Genomic DNA, 15390 nt, shown 5'->3' with positions numbered 1-15390 from the left:
CCGCTCAGGATGTCGGCGTCGACGTGTGTCGCCGCTGGGCCACGATGGCGATGACGCCCGCCAGCGCCAAGCCGGTACACGCAGTGCGCGCCAGCACGTTGATCACCACGGGCTCGTCAGCGAGAACCGGCATGGACACCGCCAGCAGGCCCGCCCCGGCCACCCACATCGGCAGTGTCACCCGCCTGACCCGATCCGACCATCGGAAGCCATAGGACACGAAGCCCACCAGCATGCCGGAGACGAACAAAACCCAGCCCACCCCGAACACCATGCTCACCGTTGTGCCTTCCGATCGCGTTGGAGTTCCGATCCTTTCGAGCAGTATGGCCGGTGGCACCGGCAACTTCGGTCGGCGACATCTTCGCCGGCCTAGCGGGAGTACCCGAGGTCGCGATTGCGCTGTGGGCTCATGCCCGGGTCAAGGCGACCGTGGGTCGGTGTGATGGGCTGCTGTGCCTGGGGGCGCCGCCGGACCGCAGCCGACGGAGGATGTGCGCGGCCTGCCTGTACAGCGGCCCTCACCGCCCTGGCGTCTGCCTCTCGCGCCTGACTCAGGGTCCGCCGCGCGGCCGCCCATGCCTGGTTACGCAGATCCATCAGCGCAGTGACATCGACGTCGACGCGGCCCCGGTTTCGAGCTGGCGATCGATGCGCTCGAGGCGATTGATGACCTGGTTGGCCTGTTGCACGTCCGGTGCAGGTGTGCCGGACAGGGTGTCGATGACCGCGCGGTACTGCGAGGCAAGGCCGCCCGCGGAGCTCGGACCGAGGGCGCTGCGGCCCTTCGTCGCGGTGAGCAGACGGCGCACGGCCTGCTTCTCCTCGCGCTCGCACAGGTTGATGACGTAGGTGTAGAGCCGCGGCAGCGCCCACATCGGCAAGGAGTCCGGTTCGAACACTTCACCGCGCCTGCCAATGTCGTCCAAGGTGGTGGCCACCCGGGCGTAATCGGCGAGGCACCGGGCCGCGCGCACCTGATCGCAGGCCGCCAGCAACCGGCTTTCGAGGTAGGCGTGGCGCTGCATCGACCGGCGCGCCTCATCGTCGACCGCGGCCTCGCCAGCTGCCCGCAGGTAGCCGTACAGCATCAGCGCGCGAAACTCGTCGCCCTGGCCTTGATCGAGGGCTCGGGCGATCGGCTCGAGAGCCTCGAGCGCCGACCGGATCCGCTGGTACTGCTCCAGCGCGCCGGGCTCACGCACCGCGCGCATCCGGTCCCACAACCCCCGCAACTTGTACTCGAATGCGCTCATCCCCAGCCCCTTTCGGCTCACGCCGATGCTATCGGGACACCGGCCGCCCTCGTGGAAAGAGCGGCAGAGCAGTCACGTAATCTCGCGGTCCGGCTGGTCCCCTCCTCCGTGGCTTCTGGAGGTTCGGCATTCTGAGCCAGTCGCGGGCGCAGGATTGCCGATGCCGGTCGCCACAGGATCATCAGCACGCGCTCTGCGGCTGTTCGCCGCTCGGGAACTGTCGAGAACACTGCGGTCAGGGACAGGATGCACAGCAGCGAGATCGCCGCCAGCGCAGTGATTCCGCCGTAAGTAGGAATTGCCTCGAACAATGATCCACCTCGGATCCGGGTCCGGATGGCGAGGAGTCGTCAGGAGTTCCGAAGGCGCGACACAACCCCATCCAGACGTCTTTCAACGTCGGGCGAGACGTTCGACGAACGTCTCGGATGGAGATGTGTCCTATAGACAACCTTCCCGTCGACCGAGGAGCTGACCGAATCCTACCGATCGGATCCGACATCGTTGTCCTGCAAAGACTTCGTGTCGCACATGACCGAGGAGAAATTTCCCAGCGATCGACCACGGCCCCGCCGCGCAGATCTCGCCGAGCGGCCATCACTTTCCGGTGCCACTACCTCGCGTGTACGCGTGGGCCGCCGTCAGCAACAGCCCTTTGAGATGGTCGAGGGGGTATCGATCAGCGCGGGTCATGAACGGCACGGGCGGGCTGGGCGGGCTCAACGTCAGGACCGGACGGTACTCGAAGTCCGTCCCGTCGACCGTCTTCACCTTGTGGTGAGGAAACGGCGGATAGTTCGGTTCGTCCTCGATCCACTTGGCGTGCTGGCGAATTCCGGTGTCGAACAGCGCCTGGTCGAGATCATGCACGAGCACCCGCGCGTAGCGCCCGTCGGTGAGCAGCATTTCCCCGTTTCCTCTGGTGGCCCACTCGTTTCCGGGCGGGCGAAGCCACCAGCCATGCGCCACGATCTCGACAGCGTGAAGACACCATTGCCGCGAGGTGAGGAATCCGGTCTTCTCCTTCACCGCTTTCGCGCCGATCACCCGGCAGACCGGCTCCGGGGTGCAGCTTTGCCGCTTGAGCAGCGCCAGGAACTCCGCGACCAGCCGCACGCGCTGCTGATGCTCGTCGGCCTTGGCCGCCGCCGCATCGCGCTCGGCGGCATGAAGCTTTTCGAGGTTGTCTTCCAAGTCGCCCATCGCCTGATTTTCCCACCGACCTCCGACATTTTCCGTCGGATCGGTTGGACCGCAACGGTATTCGCGCACCGGGGAGGCGCGTCGGCACCGGCAGCGCTGCATTGTTGCGGCTATCGGTCACCATCAGCACCGAACCGGACCCAGTGATGAGGGCAATACGCCCGGCGATCGAGGGCGCGAGCGTCCACACCCACCCCGCGCCCTGCCTCGCAGTCGCGGCGTTCAGCTGCGCGTAGGTCTTCTCACAAGCAACGGTGCAGGTGCTCCGGCAACTCCAGCATCGGGAAGTGGTCCACCCATCGCTTCCACGTCGCCAGATCCAGCAGCTCCCGGGCGACGCCGTACTGGACCGACGTGTCCTCCAGTTCTGCGGTAACGACCACCCGCGACTGCGCCTGCTCACACGAAAAGACGTGCTCCACCTCCGAGACCGTCAACGCCAGGGCACGGCCTTTGGGGCCGTCGAATTCGATCCGCTCACCCGCTCGAGGTACGACCGGTCCATGCACGACGACCTGCAACGCCAAATCGTCACAATCGTCCTCGGGCAGCGAGGGCACCGGAATAAAGAGCAGGTACCGCATCACTGCCGGTGCGGTACTGGCGGATTCAGCAGCAGAGTCCAGCATCGGTGTGCTCCTCGGAGTCGATGACGATGTATCCGAACACAGGGGACCTGTGGCTCTCAGTCGACCATGCGCATCAGGTCGCCGGTGGCGCGGTGCAACGGAATGTCGGTGGCCGCTTGTTCGAGGGCGTCCATCGCCCGCGTGAGCAGGTGCCCGGATTCGGCACTGGCGCCGTCTTCCCGGTCGACGTTCACCGCGGTCGCGGCGGCGTGCAGCATCGCCTGCAACGCCGCGGCCACGAGCCGGACCGTGCGCATGAGGCTGTCCCCGGATCCGATGTCCCCGGCACGAGGAATCGGACCGGGGAAGTCCAGGGTTTGCAGAGCACCGGCCAACCGCAGGGCCTGCCAATGCAGGTAGGCAAGCTCGTCGACCTGGCTGCGGCAGTCGAGGCCGACGAAGGCCATCAGCGCCGCCTCGTTCATCTCGCGCGGGGCGGCCCCGGACTCGCGGTAGGCGGTTTCGGCGGTGATGAGCCGGGCTTGCACCTTCCCCATCAGCGCCGCCCACATCTGCACCGTCTGCATCTCTCGATCGGCGGCCTTGTCGAGCTGGACGATCATGCCGAACTTGCCCAGCAGGTCGACGATCTCCTCGAGGGCATCTCACCGGCATAGGGATGCTTGCCCTGGTCGATCATGCTGTGTACCACCGCATTCCGTCCGCTCACTCACCAAGTCACGCCGAAGCGTAGTGCCGAATACGAGCACGGGCAGCCGATGCCCCGAAGTCTGTTCGGTCGTGGCCTAATCACGTCCGAGAAGCGGCGCGGACCTTTCCGCACCGGCTGAGCCGATGCGGAAAGGTCCGCGCTGGGGTCGAGGTCCTCGGGCCACTCACCCCACACACCGGTACGCAGGCGGCGAGTGTGGCCCTCCCCGACAGCCCGCAGAGCGGCCGTCCACACCGCCGGTTCGACCCCGTCGGCAAACCTCAGCCCCGGAAGCACGGCAAGCGCGGTACGCAGGCTCGGATGCAGCGACTGGTGCATCACGGTCCCATCGACGGCGGTCACTGTCAGGACACCGACCGGTGCCGCCGACCGTGCCAGCCGCGCCAAGACCTCCAGCTCTCCCCGGCCGCAGCACCGAAATGGTCGACGACCTCGCCGCAATGCTCGGCCAGCCGCAACCGGATACACCGACGAGCGATATCGCGTTCATCGGCGCCCAACAGCTCGGTCAGCTCGGCCATGGCCGGCGGCCGCGCCGCCGACCACCCTGCGATCAGGACCTCATCGGCGGCCCCGTCCCACAGCGGCAGCCCATGCCGATGATGCGCCTCCCGGACGAATGCCTCCCACTCGAAATCCGGCGCGGTCGCCATCTTGCGCAACGCCCGCAGCGCCGACTTGTCCGCATACGCCTCATCCAGCAGCCACCGCGCCCGCGCCCGGACACCGGTAGGTGTGCGATCACAGAAATCGGCGACATCATCATCGTCGAGACCACGCGCGAGCGCATCGAACAGCAACGCGTAGTCCTCGGCGGTCCACGGTTGGCCTTGCCGGGCCGGGCGGTCGGTGGCGGTCATTAGAACCCCCTCACATCGATCGTGGCATCAGGCCAGGCCCTGCCGGTGAACAGCACCCTGTATCCCTATGGCGGCCAAAGGAATACGAATGCGATGCCGCCGCCACCATCATCAGCCAGCACACCGACAAAGGGTGTGACGCAATACAGACCGTGGGGCAGCGGGGTGTCAATTGGGACCAACTACCAGCGGGTTAAGGCTCGCGATCTTGCCGTCGCTCCGCCCGGACGCCGTAACGGGGGACGCGCATGGATTCCCCGAAGTAGCGTACGAGCATGGCTCTGATATTCGCCGTGGTGTCCCTGTTCGTCGGTGTTTTCGTTCTCTCCCTTGCCGTCTGTCGGCTCCCGGTGGTCGCGCGACGTATCGCCCGCGCCGAAGAGCGTGACCGGGCCCAATTGCAGGAGTGGGAGCACCGGATGGGGCGCCGTAAGACCGCCGCGGACGAATGGCGTGACATCCTCGGATACTGACCATCCATGCCCCCGTCGCCAGTGCCTGACGACGAAGACGGGAAAAATCGTCGTGGGGTCGGCCACAATGCGGGGATGTCGAGACTGTGGCTGGAAACCATGGGCGGCCGGTTCGTGCGTGCCGGCCTCATCGCCGAACTGGCGACAACGAAACTGCCCAAGAGCGATCCGCGGTCGCCGGACCGGTTCACCGTGACCGCCTACATGACCTACCCATCCGGCAGCGACGGCCGAGTCAGTCCAGACCGCAACCACTTCGGAGAATTCGACACCCAAGACCTCGCGAAGCAGAAGCTGGGGCAGCTGCTGCGCCTGTTGGTCACTCACGCTGACGCGAGGGCCGTGATCGCACTGCGCGGCACCGAGATCACCGTCGAGCCCATCGAACCTGACGGACCGACCAGCTGATTCCGCCATGCCTCGCTTGTGCGCGGGCGCTCATGCCTGCGGTCGTGGCAGGGACGGCCGCGGCGCGTCGCTATCGAGGTAACGGGCCACCTTGGTCACATACTCTGCCGCCTCGCTACATGATTCGCTGACGGTCGGGCGCATCTTCGTGTTCCCGATCAGATTGGCCAGCACGTAACTGATGTGGCCGAGAGCGCGCCCGATCTCCACCGCGTGCGCCGGCATCGGAATATCGGGCTCCCCGTCGTCGAATCGAGTTCGATCACGACGCCACACCACCTTGACCGGCGAACCGGGCCCGGCATCCTCGGCCGCGGCTACGCCGTGGTTCTCGACGAATTGCCTGACCGCGTGAATGACCGCCGTGTTCAAGCTGATGTGATCGCGTTCGGCTACTGCGCTCAGTTCCGCGTGGAGTTCCCCTGGTAACCGCAGGGTGAAAGTTTTGTCAGCCATGGTTGCACGATAACACCAATTTGGTGTCATACTGCTGATGTGCTGCACAACCGCAAGCGACGACCCGGCACTGGGCACCACCGCATCCGGCCGCACGCGGCGGACCTGCGAACCATGCGGCACGTCACGGTAGGTTTGTCAGCGAAACATCCAGCGGCACTACTTGTTTGGGTCGCACCATCAGCAGAAGGAGGCATCACCGATGCTCGAAGAGCAGAATCGGTCCGTACTCGATCAGATGCGCGGATTCTCGTGGTCCAGCGAGGAATCGGTGGCCTACGAGGCGGCCATCGAAGCCGTGAACAAGGCCGTGGGCGCCTACTCCGCACTACTCGCCGCGCTCGAAACCGCGGAATCCCCCGACCCCGCGGCCATCGCCGACGCGCTCAGCGCCCAGCAGCGCCTGGCGCGCGTGCGTGAACAACTCGACCCCACCGACCACGACCAGATCGCCGCCACCCGCGGCAGATGACCGATCTGGTGCAGCAGGTGCGCGCGGGAATCACCCAGTGACCAGTCCCGACGAGGCCGAACGGTATCGGCTGTCCGACGCCGAGAACGAGCGCATTTTCCGGCAACGGATCGTGCCGCAGCTGCTCGCCGGCCGCACCTCCCACCAGCGCCCGACCGTGGTGTTCCTGACCGGACAGCCCGGCGCGGGCAAAAGCCGCGTCGGCGCGATGCTGGCCGAGATACTCAACACCCGCGGCGGATTCGTCGACATCGACAGCGATCTCTACAAGCCCTACCACCCCCAATACGACGAGCTGCTCGCCCGCGACGACACCCTCATGGCCGCCTACACCCGCGCCGACGGGCGCGCATGGATGGCCAAAGCCCACCAGTACGCCCGAGACAACAAGATCAACGCCATCATTCAGGAGACCTCGCAGAACGCCGACGCGGTCGCGCACACGATGGGTGAATACCGCGCCGCCGGATTCCGGGTGGAAGCCATGGTGCTCGGCGTCTCACAGGCCCTGAGCAACCAAGGCATCCTCAACCGCTACTACGAGCAGGTCGCAGACGGCGGCCGCGGCCGCCTCACGGTGCAAGCCAACGCCGACGAGTCCTACCGCGGCATCCTCGCCCTCGCCGACCGCATCGATGCCGACGCGCTCACCGATCAGGTCGCGGTGTTCCGGCGCGGCGAAGACGTACCCCGCTACCGCAATACCCTCGATAACCGGGGACGATGGGAATCGCCTCCCGCGACCCGCACGGCGATCGAGACCGAACGCCAGCGCCCCTGGACGAGTACGGAGATCACCGACTTCCTCACCGTCCAGAACAAGCTGCGCACCGCCGTCGACAGCGGCAACGACAGTGTGCTGCGCGCCGACGTGCGCCCAGAATTCTCCGCACGGCTCACCATGGTCGACAGCCAAGCCATTGCACTGCTGGCAGCATCCGCCGCCGCCACCCCGCACGAGGCGAACGCGCCCAGCTCAGGCCCCGGCAAGTCAGACCCGGTCGTGGAGGGCATTCCCGGCGATCTGGAACGAGACTCGCACAGCCAGCCCGAGGGCGTCACGGCCGAAACCGCTGCTGAACGCGCAGCCCGGATCGCAGGCTATGCCTTCGGCGGATCGGCGCAATCATCGAACTACCTTTCGCAGACCCTCGACCCTTCACAACCGGCACCCGATACCCCCGGGCCAGGGCACTCGCCGACCCGAGATCGCTGAGGAAAAGATCTGGAATGCCCGCGCACGGGTCGTAGTAGCGATGCGGAACAATCCCGGGGGGGGTGGCAGACGATTCCGGGTTCGGTGATATCCCGCTCGCCGATACGGTATTGGCCGGGCAAAACCTCGATCTGTTGACCGACGCCGAGAAAGGCACCATTCAGGCGTACGCGAACAACGGGTTCGAGCTGATCAACAAGGCGATGCGCGGCCACACCCCGATGACGCCCGCCGTGGCGGCGCGGATCGCGCTCATCCGATCCGGGCTGGCCAAGTATCCGATCCCTACAGCTGTGCGCGTCAGCCGGGAAGTGGACGCCGCGCTCTACGGCATCACCGACGAGGCATCGGCATACGCGTTGCTCGACGAGGAATTCATCGAGCCCGCCTTCTGGTCCACCAGCGGATTGCTGGATCCACCCCGCGACCTGCGCCACATCGACCCGATCGTCCTCGAACTGATATTGCCCGCCGGAACCCCCGCGCTGCGGCTCGGAGAGCTCGCGGAAGTCCCCGCCGAACGTGAGGTGCTGCTCATTGACAGCCGCCACTACCTGATCGTCAACATCGCCAAGAACCCCGCGGGGAGTAGGATATGGCGCATTCAGGCACTAGTGATGGAGGGCGACTCGTGAGCGCATTGACGCAAGACACGCTGAGCCCCGTGCGGGTGAAACGGACCCCCGAACAGGCAGCCGAGCGCCGCCGCCAAGCCGAGGAACTTCTGGGCCGCAAGCTCCCCCGCGCCCCACCCCGGCGGCTGCCGGCCCCGCGACAAATAGCCCACCGGCCGCGCAGATTGGCACGCAGCGTCATAGACAAACGTCCACTGCGAGGAATCAACCGATCCTGTTCCTCCGCATCCGGCGGATATCGGCACGCCCGTCGGACGTGATGCCCACCCGCGCGCAGCGACTTCGGCACCGCGACCGGTCAGCGGGGCAACTCGGTGAGGAAATCCGAGATCGCCGTCCACGCCAGCGTGTGCGTGCGCTCGAGATTGAGAGCGTGGCCGCTGCCGGGCACCAACACCGCCCGCACACTCGCCCGCGGGCCGAACAATCCGCGTTCGGCCTCGGCGACCCCATCCGCTGAACGGCATTCGATCTCGCCCGGACCGCAGGTGAGCAGGTCCGCGGAGCCGAGCACGATCAGGACCGGGACATTGACCCCCGCCGACTGCGTGGCCAGCGCATCGCGCGCAGTCGGGGCCTCGAGCACCGAACCGACATCGCGGAGCTCCGCGGCCGCGGAGATCACCCCGGATCGGTGTTGGCCTCATTGAAACCCGAATCGGCGCGGCCAGGCCGCGTCGTGACATAGCCGGGATCGAGCCCCATGTCAGCGAATCGCGGGTCCTGCGCAGCCGGTGCCGTCGTGACCGGTGACGCCGTGAGCGTCACATACGAGATCCAGTTCTGGCGCAAACTGGTCGCCACCACCGCATCCACACCCTCGGAGACCGAGGCGACACCGTAGGCCACGCGCGACCCGTAGCTGTGCCCCACCAGCACGACCGAGCGCGCCCCGGCATCAGCGTGCCCTCGCGCAGCGCGTCGACGACCTGCCCGATAGCGCGCACATGCGCGGCATAGGTCACCATCGAGCTGGGCGGATGCCATGAGCTGCCGGTGCCGAGCCGATCGACGGCCAACGTCGCCTCGCCCCGCCGGTTCATCTCTCGAACGTAGGAGTACTCGCCGCTACCGTAGGCCAGGTTCCAATATCCGCGATTGTTGAGCCAGCCCGGAATCAGCACCTGGACCCGGGTAGCGCTGGGCGGCACGCAGAGCGTGCCGGCGATATCGCCTGTGGCACCGTCGATTTCCACCGGAATCCTCACCTCCCGGCACCCGGAGGCTTCCGCCTGCGCCACCGGCACGGCCACGATCCCCGCGGCCGCCCCGACGGCCAGCACCGCGAGCAGCCCCGTCCGGGCACCCCACCTCAATTCGAATCTCCTCCCGGCACACCATCTTCGGCGGCCTCGAGTCTAGGACAGCGCCGCTAAGGCCACCGGTTCGCGCCGATCATCGTCCGCGCCAGCGACAACGGCGTTCACGCCGGCGCGGCCGCGGTCGTGAGCCCGGCCACCAGCGCCAACAGTCCAGCGACCTGCAACAACAAAGACAGATGCCAACTCCGGTGCGCCCCTAGATGTTCGGCCGCCCGGCCCAAACCGACACTGGCAGTCATCGCGCCGGCGGCCCCGGCCAGCACGAACAACATCACCGTCGCCCAGGCGCGCACCGCGCCGGATCCGCCGCTGCGGCGGCGATCCGGCCGAGCTGACCGTGCAGGCCCACCCCCGCCCCGAACTGCGCGACCGCCAGGACCACTTTCATCGCGGACACGCGCAGGTAGTCACCGCGCGAACTCTCCTCCACCGGTTCGGTCACCGCGCGGGCGTGGTGGCATCCCCACGCGCCGGATCCGGTGAAGCGGGCCACCGTTGCAGCGCTGCCCGGAACCGCTCCAGCAGCTCACGCGGCAGCGGTTCCGCCTGCCGGGCATGGTGTCCCAGGTGTGGAATACGTTGCGGTAGTGAATCATTCACGATGGACCCCTCCCCACGGCGGGTGCCCGACGGCACCCGCCGCATCCGTGCCGATGGCGTTCATGCTGCCGTCCACGCGTGCACCAGTTGCTCCGGTACCGGTGCGCAGAACAGCTTCTCCGCGTCCTCGCCGTCGTAGTGCTTGCCGTTTTTCCCGCGGTGCAGCGGATGAACGGGCCGTTCTTGGCCATCAGCTTGCCCATCATGCGATCGGCGATGTCCCACCACGCCAACATGCCCTCCGGCGTGACCGACAGCTCCAGCCACCGCCGATACAGCGGTTCGAGACGCTCGAGCGCCTCGGCATGCTTCGCCCACTCCGCGCACCAGCGCAGATCAGCGTTGATGCCCTCCACATCGCGCCAATACACATACGCCAGATAGTTTTCGACCCAGTCGCCGACATGATCGAACGCAGGTGGCGCCGGAGGCTGCGCCGCGTCAGCGGCCAACCGCGCAAGTTGAGCTTGCGCGGTCTGCTCGGCCCGGTCCTCGATCGCCTGCTTGAGTTCCGGATCCGCGTCGAGGGCCGCCGCGAGCTTCTCGGCCGCGGTCTTGGCCAGCAATGCCTTGAGCTGACGGGCAACCTCCGCGTCGATCTGCTGCTCATCCATCAGAATCGGCCCTTCCTGCTGTCACCGGCCCCGGTCGTGTGAACGGTTCGGCGCACCCATCGGCGGCACCGCCGAACCCGGCGTCGTGCCCGCCGACGGCTGCACCGGCGAGGTCGGATCGCTGCCGAACGCGCGATTAGCGACCTTCCACGCCCGCGTGGCAGCCGAATCCACCCCGGTCGACGGACCACGCTGGCCGCCACGGTCGGACACGATGTCATCCACCGTGTCGTCGCCGAGTTGCGCGTCGAAGTCGGCAGGGTCGACACCATGCCCGCCGGCCGCACGCTTGAGTGCCCATATCGTCAACGCGACCGGATCATGTGCCCTCTCGTAACGCAGACCCGCGACCGTGTCGGCGAGGACCCCCGGATCGACACCGCGCACCAGAAGCCGGCGAAACGCGATCTCCGCGCCTCCCCACGCGGGCTTACCGAACAGCCAATCGGGGACACGGTCACGCACGAGGCTTTCCAGCGTCGGAGGACCCGCCGGAGCGGCCGAACGATCCCCGCGCGCTGCCCTGCTCTGTCCCGACCGGCCTCGCGACGCCGCCCCGGCCGGCGTACCGCGATCCGCGCCGGGGGACGCCGATTGCTGCGGACCCTGGTCTTCGTCACGGGCCGCGGTGTAGGCCCGCCACATTCCGATCAGGTCATCGGGATCCCGCGTCGCGGTCCCCTCGGGCACCAGGCCCAACACCTCCGAGGCTTCGGCCCACCGGCGCGCCTCGTGGGTTTCGTAATCGCGCACCAATTCCGCGCGGGCACTGGCGCGATCGGCCTCGGGCACCGCATCCAAATGCGCTTGATAGGCCATGAACGCCATCGGATCGCGGGTCTGTAGCCACACCTGCGCACGATCGAGAACCGCCCGCTCGGCATCGGATTCGGCACCGAGGCCCGGCTGACCGGCGGTGTGCGAACGCCACGCGGCCAGCAGCCGATCCGGGGTATCGGTATGCACCGACTCGGGCAATGTGCCCGCCTCGCGCGCCTGCTCTGCCCACGTCTCGGCCATCATCTCGTGGTAATCGGCGACCATGTCCGCATCGCGGGCGGCCGTCTCCCCGGCGGACGGTTCGGGTCGGCATGCCACGCCTGCCAATCCCGCCACAGATCCGGATCCTGTTGCAGCACACGGGTAGCGGCTTGAGTCTGCGCGGCCCACCGCTCATCCAGCGACGGCGCAGCCGAGTCGGGATCCCACGCCGGCGCGGGCTTGCCCGCCGCCGTCCACACCCGCCGCGCGATCTCTTCGAGGCTCTCCTCCGGATACCGCGCCGAGGTGCGCGCGAACCCGTGCTTCCACAAATCATCGCCGACCTCGGCGGCCCACTGCGTCGCCTGCTCGAGTTCGTAGCGGCGCACCAGCGCCACATCCGCACGGCGCGGGTCGATCGAACGCATCCGCTGCCATTCCGCGTACCCATCCGGATCGAAATCTTTCAGGAACTCATGCGCACGATCGAGTTGCGCGGCGAACGCCAGCCCGGACAGCTGCGCGAAATCCGGATGCGTCACCCTCGCTCTCCCGCGCCCGCCACGCCAGCCACAACTCGGTCATCTGCGACGACGGGGAATCGGCGGCACCCTCGCCGCCGTCGTCATTGCTGGTACCGCTGTCGAGCACCAGCGCGGCGAACAACGCCAGATCCCCGGCCTGCGCGTTCGCCGCCCACCGCGTCGCCTCCGCCGCACGCCAATCGGCCAGCATCGCCGCGCTCAGCTGCTCCGACCCGGTCAACCCCTGCGTACGCTCATACACCGCCCGCGCGGCGATCTCATCGACCCGGTCGAGCTCGGCGACCACTTCGGCCCGCCGTCCCGGCCCCACCACCGCCTCGAACCCCTCGAGCGTGGCAGGCAACAGCCGTGCCTGTTCGGCGGCCACGTGCGCGGCCACCTCCGGCGCGCTGGCGACCGCGCGCGCACGATCGGTATCGGTCACCCGCAGATCCAGGCCCGGGCGCATCGTCGGCTCCACGCGGCGCGCGAATTCGCGTCCCGCCGCCCGCAATTGGGCCGGATCCAGCCCGAAGGCACGCATATGGGCTTCGATGGCTTCGGCGACTTCCTTGGCCTCGGGCAGCTGATCACGCCAGGCCACCGCATCCTGATAGACCGCGGCGATGGTGTCGGGGGTGATCGACCCCAGCGCCCGCATCGTCGGGCGCGCCGACCGCAACCGATCACCAGCAAGCTTGCGTTCGGCATTGACACGTCGTTCGATATCGCGCGCCGAGGAACGGGCACCGGTCAAATCGCGCCGCAACATCAGCTCGCGACGCCGGTATATCAGCTCACCGACCTTGGCCGCGGCCAGCACCGCCGTGCGCAGCGCGGCCGCCAGTTCCTTGCCCGGATCTTCCAACGCAGGCGTAGTCATCGCACATCTCCCTGTCTGGAGTAGCTGGCCGAACTAGTTCTCATCAGTGCCGCCGCCACCCACCGGTGCCGGTTGCGGAGCGGTTTTGCGCGCATACGGCGAACCCGGCGGCAACGGCGTATGCGGCAGATCCTCGGTTTCGTCGCCGTTGTAGAAATGGCCCTTGACCGCATCGCAGAAGACGAACGGGCCGTCGGGGGCCATCAGCTTGGCCATGATCGGATCGGCGGTGCCGGTCAGCCACTTGGCGATTCCGGGCTGGCCCTCGAGGCGGTGGTATTCGAACGACCGCCACATCGCCTCGAGACGCACCGTCGCCGCCGGATGCTCCGCCCAGCTCGGGCACCACTTGACCGTCGTCGAATGCAGATCGCACCCATACACCGGCGCCACCAGGTCGACGAAGAACGCCTCGAGCGAGTCGAAGGCCAGCTTCTCCGCCGGGCCCGCCTTGCCCTCCCGCAGTGCCTTGAACTTGGCGGCGGCGATGCGCCCGGCCTCCTTGTCGAGCGCCCGCGCGAGGTTCCCGCCGTCGGCGGTGCTGATCAACTCCGTGAACTTGCGGTCGGCGATCGTGTTGACCACATCGCGCAAGCTCGGGGAGAACCGCCGCGCCATCAGTTCGGCGATCTGCTTGCGCACCCGCTCCACGTCGTTATCGAATCCATTAACTCCATTGACGCTCATGGCAATACGTCCTTGCGCTTGACGGAACCGGACACAGACACCGGTGCGGGCGCGGGCAGCGCCGCGCGGGAGCGGTGCGGCAGCATGCGCGCCCACCACCGCCGCGCCGGTGCTTCCAGGGCCGGCGCGGCGGGCTTGTCGAACGGACTCTTGGGCGCATACACCGCCAACGACCGCTCAATGTCGGTGGCGTAGGGGCGATCCCAGTACGGGACCGGGCGCACCAGCGCGGGTTTGCCGTCCCACAACATCACCACCCGCCCACGCGGCAACTGCGACAGATGCGCGAGCGGGAAAATGTCGTGCTCGCGGGAATCGCGGCTCACCGAGGTCTGCCCGCCCGCCACGGACATGAAGTCCGACGGCCGTTGCTGGTTCGTCGAGGTCGCGATCTCCCAGCGCGGGCCGATCAGCTTGCTGAGCTTGCCCAAGAACACGTCGTCGCGGACACCGCCCCCGTAGTACTGGACACTCGCCGCCGACCACAGCTGTTCCATTCCTTCGGCCCCGAACACCCGGACCCCTTGCGACCAGTTCTGCAAGATCGCCAGCATGAGGATGCCGCGACTGCCGTAATGGCTGTACTTGTCCGGCAACTCCGGCCACCTGATCACATTGGCCAGCTCATCGAGCGGCACGACCATCGGCACCGGCATCCGGCCACCGCACGCCTCGCCGTACCGCTCGGCGACATCACAGACCGCCCACACCAGCGCCGTCGCCAACGCACCGGCGCTGTCCACACCCTCCATCGACAGCACATACAGCGTCGACGGCGTCTCGACGAAAGCCCGCGGATCGAACTCCGGACGCTGGGTCGTCGCGCTCACCCACCTGGACACACTCGGGCGCGAGAGGATATTGGTCATCTTCTTCGCCGTCCCGAACAAACCATCCTTCTGCCGCGGCGAATAGCCGATGAACTTCGACAAAGCCGTTGCCGCCGTGCCGAATTCACTGGCTTGCAGAGCCTTGAGCGGCTGTGGGGTCGGTTCGGTGATCCAGTCATAGACGCGCGTGATCGGCTGCTCGGACACCGCGGCCGCCAGGAACAACCGTGCCAAAGGTCGCGGCCTTCCGGGTCGAAGAACGCATCCGGCCGTGACCCCGGCGGCATCGTGGCGGCCAGGAAGATATCCGCCAACTTCTCCGACCGATCCGGCCATCTCTCGCGATCACCGAGGGTGATCGCCGATATCGGATCCCACCAGAACTGTGGCTCTTCGCCGGTGATGCGCTGCGGATCGAACACGAAAACCTTTCCTCCGGCCCGCTGCTCCCGCACCCCGCGCGTGGCATCGACGACATCGCGTTTGTTCGAGGTCACCATGACCGGCCCCGGCGCTTCCACGATCGCCGGAATCACCCGGCTGGTCGTCTTCCCGCGCCGCGGACCCCAGATGTCGACGGTCAACGCCTCGCACCCGCTGTAGAGCATGTTCGCCGGCGCCAGCTCGGTCTTGACCTGCTCATAGCCCGGCGTACCGCGCGGAGTCAC

General features: G+C 67.3%; 23 protein-coding genes and 1 pseudogene. 6 read left to right on the top strand and 18 right to left on the bottom strand.

All coding sequences use genetic code 11. The features are described 5' to 3' along the window. Window positions 1-4: 4 nt before the first annotated feature. The 6 genes from ACYQ5L_RS40265 to ACYQ5L_RS40240 all read right to left on the bottom strand — a co-directional run bounded on the left by ACYQ5L_RS40265 (window position 5) and on the right by ACYQ5L_RS40240 (window position 4621). On the bottom strand, window positions 5-280 hold the full coding sequence (locus ACYQ5L_RS40265; protein ID WP_459963981.1) for a hypothetical protein: 276 nt from the start codon (window positions 278-280) through the stop codon (window positions 5-7). Window positions 281-599: 319 nt separating this feature from the next. Continuing rightward, a complete protein-coding gene (locus ACYQ5L_RS40260; RefSeq protein ID WP_459963980.1) occupies window positions 600-1256 on the bottom strand; it encodes a hypothetical protein in 657 nt (218 codons plus the stop codon). A gap of 597 nt (window positions 1257-1853) precedes the next feature. Then, window positions 1854-2459, bottom strand: a complete 606-nt coding sequence (locus tag ACYQ5L_RS40255; protein ID WP_459963979.1) for a hypothetical protein — start codon at window positions 2457-2459, stop codon at window positions 1854-1856. Between the two features lie 242 nt (window positions 2460-2701). Beyond that, complete coding sequence (locus ACYQ5L_RS40250) at window positions 2702-3088, bottom strand: hypothetical protein (protein ID WP_459963978.1); 387 nt, start codon at window positions 3086-3088, stop codon at window positions 2702-2704. Between the two features lie 56 nt (window positions 3089-3144). After that, complete coding sequence (locus ACYQ5L_RS40245; RefSeq protein ID WP_459963977.1) at window positions 3145-3651, bottom strand: hypothetical protein; 507 nt, start codon at window positions 3649-3651, stop codon at window positions 3145-3147. A 454-nt stretch (window positions 3652-4105) separates the two neighbouring features. After that, window positions 4106-4621: a hypothetical protein gene (locus ACYQ5L_RS40240; protein ID WP_459963976.1), complete on the bottom strand. Its 516-nt coding sequence runs from the start codon at window positions 4619-4621 to the stop codon at window positions 4106-4108. Between the two features lie 275 nt (window positions 4622-4896). On the opposite strand from ACYQ5L_RS40240, the gene ACYQ5L_RS40235 reads away from it, so the two are divergent. Next, complete coding sequence (locus ACYQ5L_RS40235; protein WP_459963975.1) at window positions 4897-5094, top strand: hypothetical protein; 198 nt, start codon at window positions 4897-4899, stop codon at window positions 5092-5094. A gap of 75 nt (window positions 5095-5169) precedes the next feature. Then, entirely contained in the window at window positions 5170-5502 is a 333-nt protein-coding gene (locus tag ACYQ5L_RS40230) for a hypothetical protein (protein WP_459963974.1), read from the top strand. Window positions 5503-5532: 30 nt separating this feature from the next. Here the strand turns inward: ACYQ5L_RS40230 and ACYQ5L_RS40225 are convergent, their stop codons facing one another. Beyond that, a complete protein-coding gene (locus ACYQ5L_RS40225) occupies window positions 5533-5958 on the bottom strand; it encodes a toxin-antitoxin system HicB family antitoxin (RefSeq protein WP_459963973.1) in 426 nt (141 codons plus the stop codon). Between the two features lie 202 nt (window positions 5959-6160). Between ACYQ5L_RS40225 and ACYQ5L_RS40220 the strand changes: the two genes are divergently transcribed. The 3 genes from ACYQ5L_RS40220 (at window position 6161) to ACYQ5L_RS40210 (ending at window position 8281) form a co-directional block, all read left to right on the top strand. Beyond that, window positions 6161-6430, top strand: coding sequence for a hypothetical protein (locus ACYQ5L_RS40220; protein WP_459963971.1), 270 nt, complete (start codon window positions 6161-6163; stop codon window positions 6428-6430). A gap of 37 nt (window positions 6431-6467) precedes the next feature. Then, entirely contained in the window at window positions 6468-7646 is a 1179-nt protein-coding gene (locus tag ACYQ5L_RS40215) for a zeta toxin family protein (RefSeq protein ID WP_459963970.1), read from the top strand. Window positions 7647-7708: 62 nt separating this feature from the next. Further along, window positions 7709-8281, top strand: a complete 573-nt coding sequence (locus ACYQ5L_RS40210; RefSeq protein WP_459963969.1) for an ADP-ribosyltransferase — start codon at window positions 7709-7711, stop codon at window positions 8279-8281. A 298-nt stretch (window positions 8282-8579) separates the two neighbouring features. Here ACYQ5L_RS40210 and ACYQ5L_RS40205 read toward each other — a convergent pair whose 3' ends face one another. The 11 genes and pseudogenes from ACYQ5L_RS40205 to ACYQ5L_RS40155 form a co-directional block, all read right to left on the bottom strand. Beyond that, window positions 8580-8906 carry an alpha/beta fold hydrolase gene (locus ACYQ5L_RS40205; protein ID WP_459963968.1) on the bottom strand — a complete coding sequence of 109 codons (327 nt, stop codon included), beginning with the start codon at window positions 8904-8906 and terminating at the stop codon, window positions 8580-8582. Next, the gene (locus tag ACYQ5L_RS40200; protein WP_459963967.1) at window positions 8903-9160 is read right to left on the bottom strand and encodes a hypothetical protein; all 258 of its coding nucleotides are present in this window, start codon (window positions 9158-9160) and stop codon (window positions 8903-8905) included. The genes ACYQ5L_RS40205 and ACYQ5L_RS40200 overlap by 4 nt, the downstream gene beginning before the upstream one ends. A gap of 544 nt (window positions 9161-9704) precedes the next feature. Continuing rightward, window positions 9705-9875: a hypothetical protein gene (locus ACYQ5L_RS40195; protein ID WP_459963966.1), complete on the bottom strand. Its 171-nt coding sequence runs from the start codon at window positions 9873-9875 to the stop codon at window positions 9705-9707. Then, a complete protein-coding gene (locus ACYQ5L_RS40190; protein WP_459963965.1) occupies window positions 9875-10096 on the bottom strand; it encodes a hypothetical protein in 222 nt (73 codons plus the stop codon). Before ACYQ5L_RS40190 ends, ACYQ5L_RS40195 begins: the two co-directional genes overlap by 1 nt. 103 nt (window positions 10097-10199) lie before the next feature. Beyond that, window positions 10200-10817 (bottom strand): DUF4913 domain-containing protein, encoded by a 618-nt coding sequence (locus tag ACYQ5L_RS40185; RefSeq protein ID WP_459963964.1) that lies wholly within the window; start codon window positions 10815-10817, stop codon window positions 10200-10202. Between the two features lie 21 nt (window positions 10818-10838). Next, window positions 10839-11861: a hypothetical protein gene (locus ACYQ5L_RS40180; protein WP_459963962.1), complete on the bottom strand. Its 1023-nt coding sequence runs from the start codon at window positions 11859-11861 to the stop codon at window positions 10839-10841. After that, window positions 11837-12340 (bottom strand): hypothetical protein, encoded by a 504-nt coding sequence (locus ACYQ5L_RS40175; protein ID WP_459963961.1) that lies wholly within the window; start codon window positions 12338-12340, stop codon window positions 11837-11839. The genes ACYQ5L_RS40180 and ACYQ5L_RS40175 overlap by 25 nt, the downstream gene beginning before the upstream one ends. Next, window positions 12273-13205, bottom strand: coding sequence for a hypothetical protein (locus tag ACYQ5L_RS40170; RefSeq protein WP_459963960.1), 933 nt, complete (start codon window positions 13203-13205; stop codon window positions 12273-12275). The genes ACYQ5L_RS40175 and ACYQ5L_RS40170 overlap by 68 nt, the downstream gene beginning before the upstream one ends. Before the next feature lie 33 nt (window positions 13206-13238). Beyond that, window positions 13239-13892 carry a DUF4913 domain-containing protein gene (locus ACYQ5L_RS40165; RefSeq protein WP_459963958.1) on the bottom strand — a complete coding sequence of 218 codons (654 nt, stop codon included), beginning with the start codon at window positions 13890-13892 and terminating at the stop codon, window positions 13239-13241. Beyond that, entirely contained in the window at window positions 13889-14929 is a 1041-nt protein-coding gene (locus tag ACYQ5L_RS40160; RefSeq protein WP_459963957.1) for a type IV secretory system conjugative DNA transfer family protein, read from the bottom strand. The genes ACYQ5L_RS40165 and ACYQ5L_RS40160 overlap by 4 nt, the downstream gene beginning before the upstream one ends. Window positions 14930-15003: 74 nt before the next feature. Then, window positions 15004-15243: pseudogene (locus ACYQ5L_RS40155) on the bottom strand (conjugal transfer protein); the annotation flags it as partial. Between ACYQ5L_RS40155 and ACYQ5L_RS40150 the strand changes: the two are divergent. Next, window positions 15185-15325: a hypothetical protein gene (locus tag ACYQ5L_RS40150; RefSeq protein ID WP_459964051.1), complete on the top strand. Its 141-nt coding sequence runs from the start codon at window positions 15185-15187 to the stop codon at window positions 15323-15325. The pseudogene ACYQ5L_RS40155 and the gene ACYQ5L_RS40150 sit on opposite strands and share 59 nt — an antisense overlap. Window positions 15326-15390 lie beyond the last annotated feature (65 nt).

This window comes from Nocardia sp. IFM 10818 (genome assembly GCF_054655275.1).
This window is presented reverse-complemented; position numbering and strand designations above follow the sequence as displayed.

Bases quoted from the DNA above. Each gene is read 5' to 3' on its own strand.
- ACYQ5L_RS40170 (WP_459963960.1), bottom strand. From the start codon at position 13,205: ATGACTACGCCTGCGTTGGAAGATCCGGGCAAGGAACTGGCGGCCGCG.
- ACYQ5L_RS40185 (WP_459963964.1), bottom strand. From the start codon at position 10,817: ATGGATGAGCAGCAGATCGACGCGGAGGTTGCCCGTCAGCTCAAGGCA.
- ACYQ5L_RS40245 (WP_459963977.1), bottom strand. From the start codon at position 3,651: ATGATCGTCCAGCTCGACAAGGCCGCCGATCGAGAGATGCAGACGGTG.
- ACYQ5L_RS40220 (WP_459963971.1), top strand. From the start codon at position 6,161: ATGCTCGAAGAGCAGAATCGGTCCGTACTCGATCAGATGCGCGGATTC.
- ACYQ5L_RS40195 (WP_459963966.1), bottom strand. From the start codon at position 9,875: ATGTTGTTCGTGCTGGCCGGGGCCGCCGGCGCGATGACTGCCAGTGTC.
- ACYQ5L_RS40165 (WP_459963958.1), bottom strand. From the start codon at position 13,892: ATGAGCGTCAATGGAGTTAATGGATTCGATAACGACGTGGAGCGGGTG.
- ACYQ5L_RS40255 (WP_459963979.1), bottom strand. From the start codon at position 2,459: ATGGGCGACTTGGAAGACAACCTCGAAAAGCTTCATGCCGCCGAGCGC.
- ACYQ5L_RS40180 (WP_459963962.1), bottom strand. From the start codon at position 11,861: ATGGTCGCCGATTACCACGAGATGATGGCCGAGACGTGGGCAGAGCAG.
- ACYQ5L_RS40230 (WP_459963974.1), top strand. From the start codon at position 5,170: ATGTCGAGACTGTGGCTGGAAACCATGGGCGGCCGGTTCGTGCGTGCC.
- ACYQ5L_RS40250 (WP_459963978.1), bottom strand. From the start codon at position 3,088: ATGCTGGACTCTGCTGCTGAATCCGCCAGTACCGCACCGGCAGTGATG.
- ACYQ5L_RS40225 (WP_459963973.1), bottom strand. From the start codon at position 5,958: ATGGCTGACAAAACTTTCACCCTGCGGTTACCAGGGGAACTCCACGCG.
- ACYQ5L_RS40260 (WP_459963980.1), bottom strand. From the start codon at position 1,256: ATGAGCGCATTCGAGTACAAGTTGCGGGGGTTGTGGGACCGGATGCGC.
- ACYQ5L_RS40240 (WP_459963976.1), bottom strand. From the start codon at position 4,621: ATGACCGCCACCGACCGCCCGGCCCGGCAAGGCCAACCGTGGACCGCC.
- ACYQ5L_RS40235 (WP_459963975.1), top strand. From the start codon at position 4,897: ATGGCTCTGATATTCGCCGTGGTGTCCCTGTTCGTCGGTGTTTTCGTT.